12 protein-coding genes are annotated in these 12,735 nt (G+C 58.4%); 4 read left to right on the top strand and 8 right to left on the bottom strand.

Going from position 1 to position 12,735, the window contains the following annotated elements:
• Positions 1-6: 6 nt before the first annotated feature.
• The 3 genes from dnaJ to grpE all read right to left on the bottom strand — a co-directional run bounded on the left by dnaJ (position 7) and on the right by grpE (position 4,015).
• Positions 7-1,131 carry a molecular chaperone DnaJ gene (gene dnaJ, locus PMI21_RS26600; RefSeq protein ID WP_007933514.1) on the bottom strand — a complete coding sequence of 375 codons (1,125 nt, stop codon included), beginning with the start codon at positions 1,129-1,131 and terminating at the stop codon, positions 7-9.
• Positions 1,132-1,429: 298 nt separating this feature from the next.
• Positions 1,430-3,346, bottom strand: a complete 1,917-nt coding sequence (gene dnaK / locus PMI21_RS26605) for a molecular chaperone DnaK (RefSeq protein ID WP_007933513.1) — start codon at positions 3,344-3,346, stop codon at positions 1,430-1,432.
• 102 nt (positions 3,347-3,448) lie between these two features.
• On the bottom strand, positions 3,449-4,015 hold the full coding sequence (grpE, locus tag PMI21_RS26610; protein ID WP_007933511.1) for a nucleotide exchange factor GrpE: 567 nt from the start codon (positions 4,013-4,015) through the stop codon (positions 3,449-3,451).
• Between the two features lie 241 nt (positions 4,016-4,256).
• Here grpE and recN point away from each other — a divergent pair, with 241 nt between their 5' ends.
• Complete coding sequence (gene recN / locus PMI21_RS26615) at positions 4,257-5,930, top strand: DNA repair protein RecN (protein WP_007933509.1); 1,674 nt, start codon at positions 4,257-4,259, stop codon at positions 5,928-5,930.
• A gap of 75 nt (positions 5,931-6,005) precedes the next feature.
• Here the strand turns inward: recN and fur are convergent, their stop codons facing one another.
• Complete coding sequence (gene fur / locus PMI21_RS26620; protein ID WP_003197684.1) at positions 6,006-6,410, bottom strand: ferric iron uptake transcriptional regulator; 405 nt, start codon at positions 6,408-6,410, stop codon at positions 6,006-6,008.
• Between the two features lie 97 nt (positions 6,411-6,507).
• Here fur and PMI21_RS26625 point away from each other — a divergent pair, with 97 nt between their 5' ends.
• The gene (locus tag PMI21_RS26625; RefSeq protein ID WP_007933506.1) at positions 6,508-7,035 is read left to right on the top strand and encodes an outer membrane protein assembly factor BamE; all 528 of its coding nucleotides are present in this window, start codon (positions 6,508-6,510) and stop codon (positions 7,033-7,035) included.
• A 61-nt stretch (positions 7,036-7,096) separates the two neighbouring features.
• On the opposite strand, the gene PMI21_RS26630 is transcribed toward PMI21_RS26625, so the two are convergent.
• Genes PMI21_RS26630 through PMI21_RS26640 form a run of 3 tightly spaced genes read right to left on the bottom strand, consistent with a single transcriptional unit; the run spans position 7,097 to position 9,249 of the window.
• Positions 7,097-7,411: an RnfH family protein gene (locus PMI21_RS26630; RefSeq protein ID WP_007933504.1), complete on the bottom strand. Its 315-nt coding sequence runs from the start codon at positions 7,409-7,411 to the stop codon at positions 7,097-7,099.
• Positions 7,404-7,838 carry a type II toxin-antitoxin system RatA family toxin gene (locus tag PMI21_RS26635; protein WP_007933502.1) on the bottom strand — a complete coding sequence of 145 codons (435 nt, stop codon included), beginning with the start codon at positions 7,836-7,838 and terminating at the stop codon, positions 7,404-7,406. Before PMI21_RS26635 ends, PMI21_RS26630 begins: the two co-directional genes overlap by 8 nt.
• 7 nt (positions 7,839-7,845) lie before the next feature.
• Positions 7,846-9,249 (bottom strand): sodium-dependent transporter, encoded by a 1,404-nt coding sequence (locus tag PMI21_RS26640; protein ID WP_007933500.1) that lies wholly within the window; start codon positions 9,247-9,249, stop codon positions 7,846-7,848.
• A 118-nt stretch (positions 9,250-9,367) separates the two neighbouring features.
• Between PMI21_RS26640 and smpB the strand changes: the two genes are divergently transcribed.
• The gene (gene smpB / locus PMI21_RS26645; RefSeq protein ID WP_007933497.1) at positions 9,368-9,850 is read left to right on the top strand and encodes an SsrA-binding protein SmpB; all 483 of its coding nucleotides are present in this window, start codon (positions 9,368-9,370) and stop codon (positions 9,848-9,850) included.
• Positions 9,851-9,975: 125 nt separating this feature from the next.
• Here the strand turns inward: smpB and PMI21_RS26650 are convergent, their stop codons facing one another.
• The gene (locus PMI21_RS26650; RefSeq protein ID WP_007933494.1) at positions 9,976-10,743 is read right to left on the bottom strand and encodes an FCD domain-containing protein; all 768 of its coding nucleotides are present in this window, start codon (positions 10,741-10,743) and stop codon (positions 9,976-9,978) included.
• 262 nt (positions 10,744-11,005) lie between these two features.
• Between PMI21_RS26650 and PMI21_RS26655 the strand changes: the two genes are divergently transcribed.
• On the top strand, positions 11,006-12,697 hold the full coding sequence (locus PMI21_RS26655) for a lactate permease LctP family transporter (RefSeq protein ID WP_007933491.1): 1,692 nt from the start codon (positions 11,006-11,008) through the stop codon (positions 12,695-12,697).
• Positions 12,698-12,735: the final 38 nt, after the last annotated feature.

Genomic DNA, 12,735 nt, shown 5'->3' with positions numbered 1-12,735 from the left:
CACTCCTTACAAATCGCCGAAGAAGCGCTTCACGCCTTCGAACCAGCCGGTGGTTTTCGGCGAATGACTGTTGTCGTCCGCCAGGGAGCTGCGGAACTCTTCCAGCAATTCGCGCTGACGACGACCCAGATTGACCGGAGTTTCGACCGCCACGCGGCACATCAGGTCGCCAGCACCGCCGCCACGGACTGGCGCAACGCCTTTGCCGCGAACACGGAACTGCTTGCCGGTCTGGGTCCCTTCAGGGATCTTCAGCTTGACCCGACCATCGAGGGTCGGAATCTCCAGCTCGCCGCCCAGCGCCGCGTCGACGAAGCTGATCGGCACTTCGCAGAACAGGTGTTTGCCGTCACGCTGGAAGATCGCATGCTCACGCACATTGATCACCACGTACAGGTCGCCGGTCGGGCCACCCTGTGCGCCTGCCTCGCCTTCGCCGGACAGACGAATACGGTCACCGGTATCGACACCGGCCGGCACTTTGACGGAAAGCGTCTTGTACTCTTCGACACGACCTTCGCCGTGGCAGGAATCGCACGGATCGGAAATGATCTTGCCCTGGCCATGGCAGCGAGGGCAGGTCTGCTGTACCGAGAAGAAGCCTTGTTGCATGCGTACCTGACCGATACCGCCGCACGTCGGGCAGGTGATCGGCGAGGAGCCTTTCTTGGCGCCCGAGCCGTCGCACGGCTTGCAGTTGACCAGTGTCGGAACGCGGATATTCACGGTCGTGCCGCGCACCGCTTCTTCCAGGTTCAACTCCAGCGTGTAGCGCAGGTCGCTGCCGCGCTGAGCGCCGCCACGGGAACCGCCGCGACCGCCACCGAAGAAGTCACTGAAGACATCGCCAAAGATGTCGGAGAAGTTCTGGCCGCCAAACCCGGCACCGCCGCCCCCCATGCTCGGGTCGACACCAGCATGACCGTATTGGTCATAGGCTGCGCGCTTGCTGGAATCGGACAGCACTTCGTAGGCCTCGTTGGCCTCCTTGAACATCTCTTCCGACGCCTTGTCATCGGGATTACGGTCCGGGTGGTGCTTCATCGCCAGGCGACGGTAGGCCTTTTTCAGGTCCGCTTCGCTTGAACCACGCTCAACACCCAATACTTCGTAATAGTCACGCTTTGCCATAAGTCTTTGCACTCTTAAGGACGTTCGACAAACCTCTCCTGAGCCTCGCCGAACTCGTTGAGCCCCAATACAGGCCCGGACCCAACTCACGTCAATTCAACGATCCTGGTCTTTGATTCAATGCGGTACTTTCGGCTCGAAAAGCAGGAGCATTCCCGGCCATACCACCAGCATCCGAACGGTTGTCGCATGCTGTAAAAATTCGCTAACTCCAGACACGCCAACGCGGGAGCAAGCTCCCGCGCGGCGACATCCTACCAGTCACCGCCTGAAGGCAGTCAACCGGGCGACCAACAACTTACTTGTGGTCTTTGACTTCTTCGAACTCAGCATCGACGACGTCGTCAGCTTTTTCAGCCGCTTCGCCTTTCGGTGCCGCGCCTTCAGCTGGCTGAGCCTGATCGGCGTACATTTTCTGAGCCACTGGCGCGGAGACCTTGGACAGCTCTTCAACCTTGGCTTCGATAGCAGCCTTGTCGTCGCCTTTAACAGCGGCTTCCAGGGCAACTACTGCCGCTTCAATTGCAGTCTTCTCTTCAGCGCTCACCTTGTCGCCAGCATCAGCGACCATTTTGCGCGTCGAGTGAACCAGTGCGTCGCCCTGGTTACGAGCACTCGCCAGCTCTTCGAACTTGCGGTCTTCTTCGGCATTCAGCTCAGCGTCGCGAACCATTTGCTGAATTTCGTCCTCGGACAGACCGGAGTTGGCCTTGATCACGATCGACTGAGTCTTGCCGGTAGCCTTGTCTTTGGCACCTACGTGCAGAATGCCGTTGGCGTCGATGTCGAAGGTCACTTCGATTTGCGGCACGCCACGTGGAGCCGGTGGAATCTCGGCCAGGTCGAACTTGCCCAGGGACTTGTTCTGTGCGGCTTGCTTACGCTCACCTTGCAGCACGTGAATGGTCACGGCGCCCTGGTTGTCATCAGCAGTCGAGAACACTTGCGATTTCTTGGTAGGAATCGTGGTGTTTTTCTCGATCAGCGCAGTCATCACGCCGCCCATGGTTTCGATACCCAGGGTCAGCGGGCTGACGTCGAGCAGCAGAACGTCTTTCACGTCACCAGCCAATACCGCGCCCTGGATAGCAGCACCCATGGCAACAGCTTCGTCAGGGTTGACGTCTTTACGTGCTTCTTTACCGAAGAAATCGGTCACCAGCTTCTGAACCAGTGGCATACGGGTCTGACCGCCGACCAGGATCACGTCGTTGATCGCACCAATCTCGATACCGGCATCTTTCATGGCGATGCGGCAAGGTTCGATGGTGCGCTGAACCAGGTCTTCCACCAGCGCTTCGAGCTTGGCGCGGGAGATTTTCACGTTCAAGTGCTTAGGACCGGTAGCGTCTGCAGTGATGTACGGCAGGTTCACGTCGGTCGACTGGCTCGAGGACAGTTCGATCTTGGCTTTCTCAGCGGCTTCTTTCAGGCGCTGCATCGCCAGCGGGTCACCTTTAAGGTTCATGCCGCTTTCTTTCTTGAATTCGTCGACGAGGTAGTCGATCAGACGGATGTCAAAGTCTTCACCGCCCAGGAAGGTGTCACCGTTGGTGGCCAACACTTCGAACTGGTGCTCGCCATCGACTTCAGCGATCTCGATCACGGAAACGTCGAAAGTACCGCCACCCAAGTCGTAAACGATCACGGTGTGATCGCCTTTCGCCTTGTCCATACCGTAGGCCAGTGCGGCTGCGGTTGGTTCGTTGATGATGCGTTTTACGTCCAGGCCCGCGATACGGCCGGCGTCTTTGGTGGCTTGACGCTGGCTGTCGTTGAAGTAGGCCGGCACGGTGATTACCGCTTCGGTTACAGGCTCGCCGAGGTAGTCTTCGGCGGTCTTCTTCATTTTCTTCAGAATTTCAGCCGAGATTTGTGGCGGAGCCATTTTTTGGCCGTTCACTTCAACCCAGGCGTCGCTGTTGTCAGCCTTGACGATCTTGTAAGGGACCATCTGGATGTCTTTCTGTACGACTTCTTCGTCGAAACGACGACCGATCAGACGCTTCACCGCGTACAGGGTGTTATGCGGATTGGTCACTGCCTGACGCTTGGCCGACTGGCCAACCAGGATTTCGCCATCGTTGGCATAAGCGATGATCGACGGCGTGGTACGCGCGCCTTCAGCGTTTTCAATAACTTTGGCCTTGCCGTTTTCCAGCACGGAGACGCAGGAGTTGGTAGTCCCCAGGTCGATACCGATAATTTTGCCCATGTTCACTCTCCCGAAACTTTGGATTTGGATGCCGCAGTAGTGGTGGCTGACTGCGGTAGCACTTAAACGCTTGACTTCTAAATGGGGGCCTTGCGGCTAATTTCAAGCCTGCTCGTCAATCGAAGGCGAAACCGGTGCAGGTGCCTTGCTGACCACAACCATGGCCGGGCGCAGCAGGCGACCGTGGAGCTGATAGCCCTTCTGAAACACTTTGAGCACGCTGTTTGGCTCGACGTCGGCGCTTTCCTGCATGGCCATTGCCTGATGGTGCGAGGCATTGAAGGGTTCGCCTTCAGGATCGATGGCTTCCAGGTGATAACGTTTCAGGGTGTCCTGGAACATCTTCAGGGTCAGCTCGATCCCTTCGCGCATCGGACGAATGTTTTCGTCGTCAGGGCTGGACAGCTCCAGGCCGCGCTCCAAGCTGTCAATGATCGGCAGCAGGTCGCCTGCGAATTTTTCCAGGGCGAACTTGTGAGCCTTTTCAACGTCCTGATCGGCACGACGGCGGACGTTCTGCAGATCGGCGGCTACACGCAAAGCCTGATCCTGCGCACCAGCCAATTGCTCTTCGAGCACTTGTACACGAGCCGCCAGGTCATCACCCGAAGCCTCGGGGGTCTGGTTGGCGTCTAGATTTTGCGTATCCACTGTCTGTTCGTCAGCCATAGATTTCTCCTTCCAATATCGTCCGCGAGCTCAACTCGCGCTTCTGCCCCGGTATATGGGGCCGCAAAATTCAGCTTCAAGGGCTGTTTGATGATTAACCCTACAAAAAACAACTGCTTTGTCATTCCCAGGCGCGCTAAGGATTTCTTTCAATCAAGCAAATCGACCTAAGAGGGGGCATTGTCAGCCAGAAACAAAACACTGTATAAATAACCAGACCTAAAGCCTGGGAGCGGCCTTCATGCTGGTGCACCTGTCCGTACACAACTACGCCATCGTTGAACATCTCGATCTCGAACTCGATCGCGGGATGAGCGTGATCACAGGGGAAACCGGCGCCGGCAAGTCGATCATGCTCGACGCCCTCGGCCTGACCCTGGGCGATCGCGCCGACAGCGGCGTGGTCCGCCCCGGTGCCGACAAGGCCGACATCCTGGCCACCTTCGACCTGATCGACATCCCTGAAGCCAGCGCTTGGCTGGCCGAACGCGACCTCGAGAACGACGGCCCGTGCATCCTGCGTCGCGTGATCACCGCCGAAGGGCGTTCGCGCGGCTATATCAACGGCACCCCCTGCCCTCTCGGCGACCTGAAGGCCCTGGGCGAGTTGCTGATCGATATCCACAGCCAGCACGAACACCAATCCCTGCTCAAAACCGATACCCATCGCCGCCTGCTCGACGAGTACGCTGGCGCCACGGACCTTGCCCGCCAGGTGCAACTGGCCGCCCAACGTTGGCGCCAGACCCGCCAGGAGCTGGAACGCCTCTCCAACTCCGGCGATGAACAGCGCGCTCGTCATCAGTTACTCAGCTATCAACTCGAAGAACTGGAAAATCTCGGCCTCGGCGAAAGTGAGTTGGAGCAACTGGAGCAGGAACACAAGAACCTGACCAACGCCGAAACCCTGCTGGGCATTTGTCGGCAAGTGGTCGAACAATGCAGCGAAAGTGATTCCGGCAATGTATTGAACGCACTGACCGCCAGCCTCAATCGCCTATCGAGCGTGAACAATTCGATCGGCGCCCTGGGTGAAGCCAGCAACCTGCTGACCAGCGCGCAGATTCAGGTTGAAGAAGCCGTGGGCGAATTGAACCGTTTTCTCGACAATTTCGACGCGGACCCGGCACGCCTTCAATACCTGGAAGAACGCCTCGATGCGATCTACACCCTGGCGCGCAAACACCGCATCCAGCCGACCGAGGTCGCCGAGATGCAACAGAAACTGCTCGATGAAATCGAAACCCTGAATGCCAACGATGAATCCATCGAACGACTGAGCGATGAGCTGGCCTCCTACGCCCGTCATTATCAGGAGAAGGCTCGGGAGTTGAGCGACCTGCGCCATCAAGCCTCGAGCAGCCTGGCCAGTGCCGTGGAGCAAGAAATCCAGCGCCTGGGCATGCCTGGCGGCCGCTTTACCATCGAACTGCGCCCCAACAGCAGCGACGAACTACTGCCCAACGGGCTCGAACAAGTGGAACTGCTGGTGAGCGCCAACCCGGGGCAACCATTGAAAGCCCTGGCAAAAGTGGCATCGGGTGGCGAGCTATCGCGCATCAGCCTGGCGATTCAGGTGATCACCGCACAGACCTCCCGCGTACCGACACTGGTGTTCGACGAAGTGGACGTAGGCATTGGCGGCCCGACCGCCGAGATTGTCGGCCAGTTGCTGCGACGCCTCGGGGAGCGCGGGCAGGTTCTAACCGTGACGCACTTGCCGCAAGTGGCGGCGCAGGGGCATCAACATCTATTCGTGCACAAGGTCCGCGGTGAAGATGCCACGCACACGGCCGTCTCCAAGCTGAGCAAAAATGATCGCGTCGAAGAAGTGGCGCGGATGTTGGGCGGCATCGACCTCACCAAGGAGTCCCTGGCTCACGCGAAGAAAATGGTTGTTACCGCGAAAATCTAAGAAGGGCAGAAAGCACGAAGGCGACCCTGAGGTCGCCTTCGTTCGTTTCGCGAACCTGAAGTTCGCGCGACATGCTTACTTTTTCTTGCGCACGTACAGTACAAGATTGTGATCGACCATCTCGAAGCCGTACTTGTCGACGATTGCTTTCTGCAGCCGCTCGATTTCTTCGTCGAAGAATTCGATCACTTCACTGGTCTCGACGTTGACCATATGGTCGTGATGCTTGCCGTCGTCCAGCTCGAAGACCGCATGGCCTCCGTCGAAGTTGTGCCGCACCACAAGGCCAGCTGCCTCGAACTGGGTCAGAACACGGTAAACCGTGGCCAGACCGACGTCCTCACCAGCCTCCATCAGTGCCTTGTAGACGTCCTCGGCACTCATGTGGCGTTGCTCGGCGGAATCGAGCATTTGCAGAATCTTGACCCGTGGAAGGGTCACTTTGAGGCCGGCTTTGCGTAGTTCGCTATTTTCAACCATGGTCAGCTTTCTCGCGATGCTGCTTCGCAGCTTCTCTTAATGCGGGTATGATCGGCGTTTACGTTGTCCCAGCCAAGATAGTGGAAGTCGCCCACCGATGCAAAACACCAAGCTCTTGCTAACCAGTTTCACCTTTGTGGGACTGCTCGCACTCGCCGGTTGTTCATTCCCCGGGGTTTACAAAATCGACATCCAGCAGGGCAATGTCGTCACGCAGGACATGATAGACCAGTTACGCCCGGGAATGACCCGCCGGCAAGTACGGTTTATCATGGGCAACCCTCTGCTGACCGACACGTTCCACGCCGATCGCTGGGATTACCTGTATAGCCTGCAACCGGGTGGTGGTGAACGCCAACAGGAACGCATTAGCGTTATCTTCAACCCAAATGACCAACTTGTCAGCCTCTCTGGCGATTTCATGCCTGGCGTGAGCCGCGACGAGGCCATTCTCGGCAAGGACAGCGGCACCACCGTGACCGCGCCGGCAGCAAACGCCGAGAAGCCGAAGCCAGAAAAACCGGTCAAGCCAGGCTCGCTGCTGGATCAGATCCAGAAGGACGTGGACAACGTAGAAACTGTCCCTGTCCCGACGCCAGAACCGCTGGAAACCTCGCCGCAATAATTTGCGACGCAATAAAAAACCCGGCATGTCCGGGTTTTTTATTGTCTGGTGTTTAACTGAATCACTGATTCCGGGCTTTGGCCTCGGCTGCTTTGGCTGCACGTAACCGGCGAACTTCTTTCGGATCGGCGAGCAACGGCCGGTAAATCTCGATGCGATCCCCTGCCTGAACCTGGCGAATGGCCGGCTCAGCGATCACTTTGCCAAAGATCCCGACCGGACAACTGGCCAGATCCAGTTCCGGGAACTCGCCATTCAGGCCCGATTTGAACAACGCATCCCGTACCGTCGCGCCCACCGGCACCGTTACGCTCAGCAGCACCTGACGATCAACGGCGGCATACACCACCTCGACCTTGATCACGGCCTCAACCATGCATTTGCTTCGCGCGCTGGCAGAATGCGTCCATCAACGTATTCGCCGCCTGATTAAACAAAGGCCCCAACGTCGCGCGCACCAGCGGCCCCGAGTAGTCGAACGACAGGTCCAGGCTGATCTTGCAGGCCTTCTCGCCCAACGGCTTGAACACCCAGACGCCATGCAATTGGCTGAACGGACCTTCCTCGAGGTTCATTTCGATCGAACGCCCGGGCACCAGGGTATTACGCGTTACGAAATGCTGACTAAGACCGCCCTTGGCCACGCCGACGCTGGCGCGCATGAACTCAGGAGAGCTTTCCAGAATTTCGGTCGATGAGCACCACGGCAGGAACTCCGGATAGCGGGCCACGTCGTTGACCAGGTCATAAAGCGCTTGCGCCGGATACGGCAGCAGGGCTGAACGTTGAATATGTGTCGTCATGTCAGCGTTACTTCCACAGCTGGGCGGCAAACACTACAAGAATGCCAATGGGCGCCACATAGCGCATCAAAAACAGGGACAGGGCGAACAATACCGGGCTACGGATCGACAACTCGTCGCGCACCGCTTCACGCCCCATCACCCAGCCCGCAAACACCACGAAACACAAACCACCGAGTGGCAACATGATCCGCGAAGTGAAGAAGTCGATCACACCAAAGAAGTCCAGGCCACCGACGGCTCCCCATTGGTAGAGGTGGAACATCCCGCCTTCGTTCACGAAAAACTTGGCTTCCTTCCAGATATTGAAAGAAAACACGGTACCCAGGCCGACGAACCAGCAGGTGAATGCCAGCCAGAAGGTGACCCAGGCGCGGCTGATTTTGGTGCGTTCAACCAGGTAAGCCACCATCGGCTCGAGCAGGGAAATCGCCGAACTCCAGGCCGCAATCGCTACCAGTACGAAGAACACTACGCCCATCAACTGGCCGAACGCTACGTTACCGAAGGCAAATGGCAGGCTGACGAACATCAGGCCGGGGCCTTCGCTCGGGTTCAGGCCGGCAGCGAACACAATCGGAAACAATGCCAGACCGGCCAACAGCGAAACGAAGGTATCGAGCAGCGCCACACCAACGACGGTTCCGGAAATCGACGAGTGCTTCGGCATGTAAGCGCCATAGATCATGATCGAACCGACACCCACGCTCAGGGAGAAGAACGCGTGCCCCATGGCCGGTAGCAAGCCATCAAGCACCTTGTCCGGGTGGAAGTCGAACATGAAATGCACGCCTTCCATGAAGTGCCCCGTGGTCATGCTGTAACCCAGCAGGACAATCACCATCACGAACAGCAGCGGCATCATGATCCGCAGGCTGCGCTCCAGCCCGGCGACCACACCCTTGGCGATCACTACTGCCGACAACAGCATGAAAATCGTGTGCCAAAGTGTCAGGCGCCATGGGTCGGCGATCACATTACCGAAGTATGCGCCGACCTGATCAGCCGTCACGCCCCGAAAGTCGCCACGGCCCATGTCGATGATGTAATCCAGCGACCAACCGCCAACCACACTATAGAAAGACAGAATCAGCAATGCCGTGATCATCCCGGCAAATGCGCCCCAGGACCACTTCGCCGAATGCCCCGCTTCCAGCGCCAGGACCTTCAAGGCATTGGCCGGGCTATGCCGCGCGCGCCGGCCGATCAGGGTTTCGGCCAACATGACGGGCACACCGATCAGCGCGATACAGGCCAGGAACATCAGCACAAAGGCCCCGCCGCCATAGACGCCAACCATATAAGGGAATTTCCAGATACTCCCCAAACCCACGGCCGAACCGGTCGCGGCGAGTATGAAGACCCAGCGGCTAGCCCAACTGCCGTGGACAGAAACCTTGTCTGTCGACATCGTTATCACGCCCAAGCGTTCAAAAAAGAGGCCGCATTGTCCGGGATTCAATCAACCTGCTCAAGCACGTAGCGTCACCGTAGCCGACTCGCGTGCAACTCCCTATAATGCCGCCCCTATGGCTAAACAGAAGAAACACCCAACAGGGACCATCGCGCAAAATAAAAAGGCGCGACACGATTACTTCATCGAGCATAAGTTCGAGGCTGGTCTGGTCCTGGCCGGCTGGGAAGTAAAAAGTCTGCGGGCAAGCAAGCTGCAACTGGTTGACAGTTACGTACTGCTCAAGGATGGCGAAGCCTGGCTGCTCGGCAGCCACATCACGCCCCTGACGACCGCCAGTACCCACGTCATTGCCGATCCGGTCCGCACCCGAAAGTTGCTGCTCAACCGGCGCGAGCTGGAGAAGCTGGCCGCCGCCGTGCAGCAAAAAGGCTACGCCTGCGTGTGCCTGTCCTGGTACTGGAGCAAGCACATGGTCAAGTGCGAGATTGCTCTGGGCAAGGGCAAGAAGGAATACGACAAGCGTGATACCGAACGCGAACGCGACGCCGGTCGTGAATTGCAGCGTGCGGTGCGGAACAAGGGCAAGGAAGATTAATTTTCCTGCCTGATCGTTCCCACACTCTGCATGGGAATGCAGCGATGGATGCTCTGCGTCCGCTTTGTGACGCAGAGCGTCACGGGATGCATTCCCACGCAGAGCGTGGGAACGATCACATCTGACTACATCCCCTTGCGCCGCTCCGCCCGAGCCATGCGTTGCACTTCCTGACGCACCTCTTCCAGCACTTCCTGCACATACAAAATGTGCCGGCTGGAAACTTCTCGCGCCTGCTCCGCCCGCCCCTCAATAATCGCCTGGTACAACTCCCGGTGCTGCGCGATCAGCATGTCGCGGGTTTCGACGCGCTGTTTGTACATGCCGCCAATGTTGGTCACCACGTTGCGCTTGAGCAGGTCGAACAGCCCGCGAATGGTGTGCAACAACACTGCGTTATGACTGGCCTCAGCGATCGCCAAGTGAAAATTCGCATCTGCCGCGCCCTCTTCCGCCCGGCTCACCTCATCATGGCGCGAATAGCAGTCCTGCAATTCGTCAAACGCCGCCGTCAGCCGCTCGCGATCGACGTCGGTGGCGCGCAAAGCTGCGTAATAAGCACAGGACGCTTCCAGGGTATGGCGAAACTCCAGCAAATCGCGCTGGGCCTCGGGGTTGCTTTCCAGCAGATGCAGCAGTGGATCGCTGAACGTCGAGCCCAGGGATTCCACCACATAGTTGCCGCCGCCCTGACGACTGACCAACAGCCCTTTGGCCACCAGTTTCTGAATCGCCTCACGCAACGAAGGGCGTGACACGCCGAACTGCTCGGCCAACACACGCTCTGCTGGCAGGCGTTCGCCAGCCTTCAAGGTGCCCTCGAGAATCATCCCCTCGAGTTGCTCGACAATATCGTCAGACAAACGGCGTTGCCGAATCTGATCAAACCCCATCACTCAGTTCTCCACGATCCCGGCGGCTCGCCGGGCTCTCTATTCTGGCCTATCGGCGCTGCGCCAGCACCTACCAGACGACGCTTGATCGAACAGATCAGATGCGTTCTGCGCCGCTCATTCGACAAAAGTTTTAGGGCGGCAAATTGACACACCGCCTCCAAGGCTTTTACCCTAGCCAACAGCGATTGTAAATTGGTCTTACCAATTATCCAAGAACGCTGACCAGTGCCTGACCAACAACAATTAGGGGCCACCCCATATGCAAACCTGGCAACAGCTCTACAGCCCGCTCGGCAGTCTCGGCGTGTCCGCACTCGCGGCCGTCATTCCCATCGTATTTTTCTTCCTGGCTTTGGCCGTGTTCCGCCTCAAAGGCCATGTAGCTGGCAGCATCACCCTGGCGTTGTCCATTGCCGTGGCAATCTTCGCCTTCCAGATGCCGGTCGATATGGCTTTCGCCGCCGCCGGATATGGCTTCGCCTACGGGCTGTGGCCGATTGCGTGGATCATCGTGGCAGCGGTGTTCCTCTACAAACTGACGGTCAAGAGTGGCCAGTTCGAAGTGATCCGCAGCTCGGTGCTGTCGATCACCGACGACCAGCGCCTGCAAGTGCTGCTGATCGGCTTCTGCTTCGGCGCGTTCCTGGAAGGTGCCGCCGGTTTCGGTGCACCGGTAGCGATTACCGCCGCGCTGCTGGTAGGGCTGGGCTTCAACCCGCTGTACGCCGCCGGCCTGTGCCTGATCGCCAACACCGCGCCGGTGGCCTTCGGCGCCTTGGGGATTCCGATCATCGTCGCCGGGCAAGTCACTGGCATCGACGCGTTCAAGATCGGCGCCATGACCGGTCGCCAGCTGCCGTTGCTGTCGCTGTTCGTGCCGTTCTGGCTGGTGTTCATGATGGACGGCCTGCGCGGCGTTCGGGAAACCTGGCCAGCTGCGCTGGTGGCCGGCTTGAGTTTTGCCATCACCCAATACTTCACCTCGAACTTCATTGGCCCGGAACTGCCGGACATCACCTCGGCGCTGGTCAGCCTGATTTCCCTGACACTGTTCCTGAAAATCTGGCAGCCAAAACGCGCTGCGGGCGCACACATCGTCGGCGCCGTCTCGGCTTCCGTGGTGGCCAGCACCGGTGGTTTCGGCCAACCACGCACCACCGTGGCTTCGCCTTACAGCCTGGGGGAGATTTTCAAAGCCTGGTCGCCGTTCCTGATCCTCACCGTATTGGTGACTATCTGGACGCTGAAACCGTTCAAGGCGATGTTTGCCGCAGGTGGCTCGATGTATGGCTGGGTGTTCAACTTCGCGATCCCGCACCTGGATCAAATGGTGATCAAGGTCGCCCCGATCGTGACCAACCCGACAGCGATTCCGGCGGTGTTCAAACTCGATCCGGTTTCCGCGACCGGCACGGCGATTTTCTTCTCCGCGCTGATCTCGATGCTGGTGCTGAAGGTCAACATTAAAACTGGTCTTACCACTTTAAAGGAAACGTTCTACGAACTGCGCTGGCCGATTTTGTCCATCGGCATGGTGCTGGCCTTCGCCTTCGTCACCAACTACTCAGGCATGTCGTCGACCATGGCGCTGGTATTGGCAGGCACCGGCGCGGCGTTCCCGTTCTTCTCGCCATTCCTCGGCTGGCTCGGTGTGTTCCTGACCGGCTCCGATACCTCGTCCAACGCACTGTTCAGTTCGCTGCAAGCGACCACCGCGCACCAGATCGGCGTCAACGACACCTTGCTGGTGGCGGCGAACACCAGCGGCGGGGTGACCGGCAAGATGATCTCGCCGCAATCGATCGCTGTGGCCTGCGCCGCGACCGGGTTGGTGGGCAAAGAATCGGACCTGTTCCGCTTCACCCTCAAGCACAGCCTATTCTTTGCAACGATCGTCGGCCTGATCACCTTGGCCCAGGCTTACTGGTTCACCGGCATGCTGGTGCACTAAGCACTACACGCCACACGGAAAAAACCGACGCTGGGTTA

The sequence above is a fragment of the Pseudomonas sp. GM18 genome, assembly GCF_000282195.1.
GTDB lineage: Bacteria > Pseudomonadota > Gammaproteobacteria > Pseudomonadales > Pseudomonadaceae > Aquipseudomonas.
Note: the sequence above shows the minus strand (reverse complement) of the source record. Positions and strands in the feature narration are given on the sequence as shown.

What these genes read in the sequence shown, in the direction of transcription:
- dnaJ (WP_007933514.1), bottom strand. Translation starts at nt 1,131, where the DNA reads ATGGCAAAGCGTGACTATTACGAAGTATTGGGTGTTGAGCGTGGTTCA.
- dnaK (WP_007933513.1), bottom strand. Translation starts at nt 3,346, where the DNA reads ATGGGCAAAATTATCGGTATCGACCTGGGGACTACCAACTCCTGCGTC.
- grpE (WP_007933511.1), bottom strand. Translation starts at nt 4,015, where the DNA reads ATGGCTGACGAACAGACAGTGGATACGCAAAATCTAGACGCCAACCAG.
- recN (WP_007933509.1), top strand. Translation starts at nt 4,257, where the DNA reads ATGCTGGTGCACCTGTCCGTACACAACTACGCCATCGTTGAACATCTC.
- fur (WP_003197684.1), bottom strand. Translation starts at nt 6,410, where the DNA reads ATGGTTGAAAATAGCGAACTACGCAAAGCCGGCCTCAAAGTGACCCTT.
- PMI21_RS26625 (WP_007933506.1), top strand. Translation starts at nt 6,508, where the DNA reads ATGCAAAACACCAAGCTCTTGCTAACCAGTTTCACCTTTGTGGGACTG.
- PMI21_RS26630 (WP_007933504.1), bottom strand. Translation starts at nt 7,411, where the DNA reads ATGGTTGAGGCCGTGATCAAGGTCGAGGTGGTGTATGCCGCCGTTGAT.
- PMI21_RS26635 (WP_007933502.1), bottom strand. Translation starts at nt 7,838, where the DNA reads ATGACGACACATATTCAACGTTCAGCCCTGCTGCCGTATCCGGCGCAA.
- PMI21_RS26640 (WP_007933500.1), bottom strand. Translation starts at nt 9,249, where the DNA reads ATGTCGACAGACAAGGTTTCTGTCCACGGCAGTTGGGCTAGCCGCTGG.
- smpB (WP_007933497.1), top strand. Translation starts at nt 9,368, where the DNA reads ATGGCTAAACAGAAGAAACACCCAACAGGGACCATCGCGCAAAATAAA.
- PMI21_RS26650 (WP_007933494.1), bottom strand. Translation starts at nt 10,743, where the DNA reads ATGGGGTTTGATCAGATTCGGCAACGCCGTTTGTCTGACGATATTGTC.
- PMI21_RS26655 (WP_007933491.1), top strand. Translation starts at nt 11,006, where the DNA reads ATGCAAACCTGGCAACAGCTCTACAGCCCGCTCGGCAGTCTCGGCGTG.